We start from the raw sequence: 3,550 nt of genomic DNA on the forward strand, positions 1-3,550 counted from the left end.
TTGATTACCAAAACAGATTTAACAATACTGGATGATTTACAACAGCAAATGGAGTATTGGACCAATAGGTTTTCAGCTAATCCAAATGAGATGAGTCCTGAAAACTACCAATATCGCATTGATAACAGCAATGAATTGTTTGAATATTATACAATTGGACGTTTATTGCCCTAAAATCCGAAAAACATATTTTCAGGCAGCCTTTCAGTACACGACAATTTTTACCAACACTCAAAATGTAGAGTGCCTACCACGCACCAAGTCATTCAAATAATTGAAATTTCGGTGCGTAATACGCACCCTACATGAATTTTGTCGTGTACTGAAAGGCAGCCTGAAAACGTCAAAAAACATTTTCAGGCTGCCTATTATCTAAAAATAAATATTTAGAAATTAACCAAATACCAAATATTCCCCATTCGCGTCAATCCGAATCGTGCTTTCAGGCGCATAATCGCCTTTGAGTAGGGCTTTGGCGAGCGGATTTTCAATTTCCGCTTGAATCGCACGCTTAAGCGGACGCGCCCCATACACAGGGTCAAAACCCGCCGCCGCAATCAAATCCAAAGCCGCCACCGATACTTCCAAACGCAAACCTTGCGCCGCCAAACGCCGTTTCAGGCTGCTTAACTGAATCGCCGCAATATGACGAATATTCGCCTGATTCAGCCCATGGAACACCACCACTTCATCAATACGGTTAATCAGTTCAGGGCGGAAATGGTTTTTCACATCGCCCATCACGGCAGCTTTGATGGCGGCATAATCCGCCGTGTCGCCCAATTGCTGAATATGCTGACTGCCAATATTGCTCGTCATCACAATCACCGTGTTTTTGAAATCAACGGTGCGACCTTGTCCATCGGTCAAACGACCATCGTCCAACACTTGCAGCAAAATATTGAACACATCGGGGTGCGCTTTTTCCACTTCGTCCAGCAAAATCACGCTGTATGGTTTGCGGCGAACTTGCTCGGTCAAATAGCCACCTTCTTCATAACCCACATAACCAGGAGGCGCACCGATTAAACGCGCAATACTGTGTTTTTCCATGTATTCCGACATATCAATGCGGATTAAATGCTCTTCGCTGTCAAACAAGAAACTTGCCAATGTTTTGCACAATTCCGTTTTGCCCACACCCGTTGGACCGAGAAACAGGAAACTGCCATAAGGTTTATTGGGGTCTGCCAAACCCGAACGGCTGCGGCGAATCGCGTCTGCCACCGCGCGGACGGCTTCATCTTGACCGACCACACGTTTGTGCAACACGTCTTCCATTTTCAACAATTTCTCGCGTTCCCCCTCCATCATTTTGGCAACTGGAATGCCCGTCATGCGCGACACAATTTCCGCGATTTCTTCCGCGCCCACTTTCGTGCGGAATAATTTGTTTACCTGTTTCAGGCTGCCTGAAGTTTCCGCCGCGTGTAATTGTTGCGACAATTTCGGCAACACGCCATATTCCAATTCAGACGCTTTCGCATAATCGCCCGCGCGTTTGGCTTGCTCAATTTTCAGTTTAATTTCATCAATTTGCTTTTTAATATCCGCGCTGCTGGACGAAGCCGCTTTTTCCGCTTTCCAAATTTCGTCCAAATCCGCATATTCTTTTTGCAGGCTGCCAATTTCTTCGTCAATCAATGCCAAACGCTTTTTGCTCGCCTCGTCCGTTTCTTTCGCAACGTGCATTTTTTCCATTTGCAACTGAATAATGCGGCGGTCAAGTTTATCCATCGCTTCGGGTTTAGAATCCATTTCCATTTTAATGCGGCTGGCGGCTTCATCAATCAAATCAATCGCTTTATCGGGCAAAAAACGGTCGGAAATATAACGGTTAGACAATTCCGCCGCCGCCACAATCGCAGGGTCGGTAATGTCCACACGATGATGAACTTCATAACGCTCTTGCAAACCGCGCAAAATCGCAATGGTCGCTTCCACGCTCGGCTCTTCCACCAAGACTTTTTGGAAACGGCGTTCCAAAGCCGCGTCTTTTTCAATGTATTGGCGATATTCGTCCAGCGTGGTCGCGCCAATGCAATGCAATTCACCACGCGCCAAAGCAGGTTTGAGCATATTGCCTGCGTCCATTGCGCCATCGGTTTTACCTGCGCCCACCAGCGTGTGAATTTCATCAATAAAAATCAAAGTGTTGCCATCGTCTTTTGCCAAATCGTTCAATACGGCTTTCAGGCGTTCTTCAAATTCGCCACGATATTTCGCGCCCGCAATCAAAGCCGCCAAATCCAGCACCAACAAACGCTTATTGCGTAAAGATTCAGGCACTTCGCCATTCACAATTCGTTGCGCCAAACCTTCCACAATCGCCGTTTTGCCAACCCCTGGTTCGCCGATTAACACGGGATTGTTTTTCGTGCGGCGTTGCAAAACTTGGATTGCGCGGCGGATTTCGTCATCGCGCCCAATCACGGGGTCAAGTTTGCCTTCGCGTGCGCGTTCGGTTAAGTCCAGCGTGTATTTTTTGAGGGCTTCGCGTTGGTCTTCCGCATTTTGATTGTCAATCGTTTGCCCATTATTCAATTTTTCAATTGCTGCCAATAATTTGTTTTCGGTAACGCCATTGCTGATTAAAATTTTGCCCGCCGCATTTTTCTCTTGCACCAAACTCAATAAAAACAATTCGCTGGCAATATACGCATCGCCGCGTTTGGTGGCGATTTTGTCCATTAAATTGATGGTGTTTTCCGCTTCACGGTTCAGCGTAACATTGCCGCCTTGCCCAGATACTTTGGGCAATGCGTTCACGGCAGCCTGCACATCGCGTTGAATTTGCGCCAAATTGCCACCCGCTTGCACCAGCAATGCGCCCATGCCATTGGTGCTTTCCGCCAACATGGTTTGCAAAATATGCAGATTTTCAATATACGCATGGTCTTTGTTTAACGCCAAACTTTGCGCTTCACTCAAGATTTGTTGAAATTTGGTGGTTAATTTTTCGTATCGCATAATACGGTTTCCTTTTTGGGTAATGTTTTGATAAACACGATATAGGGTTGCCCAAAATAAAAAACAAGGGCAAAATTTTCAGGCAGCCTGAAAAAAATAATTCATGACAAAACAATTATCTAAATATATTCACATCTAAAAATCAAAAAATGCTTGGCAAAATGCCCAAATTGCCGTATGATTCGCACTTCTTAAGTCGGAGGCGTGGCAGAGTGGTTTAATGCAACGGTCTTGAAAACCGTCGAAGGTTTGCGCCTTCCGTGAGTTCGAATCTCACCGCCTCCGCCAAATTTAAAAAACGGTCTGAATGTGATTCAGACCGTTTCTGTTTATGTAGAAATTGGGTAAATCAATCTTCAGGCAGCCTGAATTCAGTACACGACCATTTCTCAATCAAGTAATCATGTAGGGGGCACCCTACACCATATCCCACATTTTTTGTAGATAATAAAAAGGCAGCCTGAACATTTTCAGGCTGCCTGAAGTTATAGTGGATTCAATTTAAATCAGGACAAGGCGACAGCGACCGCCGTGTACACATAGTACATAAGGGAGCTGGCAACGCGGTACTGGTTTAAAT

General features: G+C 45.5%; 1 protein-coding gene and 1 tRNA gene. One reads left to right on the forward strand and one right to left on the reverse strand.

Going from position 1 to position 3,550, the window contains the following annotated elements; genetic code table 11:
* Window positions 1-393: 393 nt before the first annotated feature.
* Entirely contained in the window at window positions 394-2,970 is a 2,577-nt protein-coding gene (gene clpB / locus Q338_RS12190) for an ATP-dependent chaperone ClpB (protein ID WP_034295890.1), read from the reverse strand.
* Window positions 2,971-3,168: 198 nt separating this feature from the next.
* Here clpB and Q338_RS12195 point away from each other — a divergent pair.
* A tRNA-Ser gene (locus tag Q338_RS12195) sits at window positions 3,169-3,258 on the forward strand.
* Window positions 3,259-3,550: the final 292 nt, after the last annotated feature.

Source organism: Alysiella crassa DSM 2578, from assembly GCF_000745955.1.
GTDB lineage: Bacteria > Pseudomonadota > Gammaproteobacteria > Burkholderiales > Neisseriaceae > Simonsiella > Simonsiella crassa.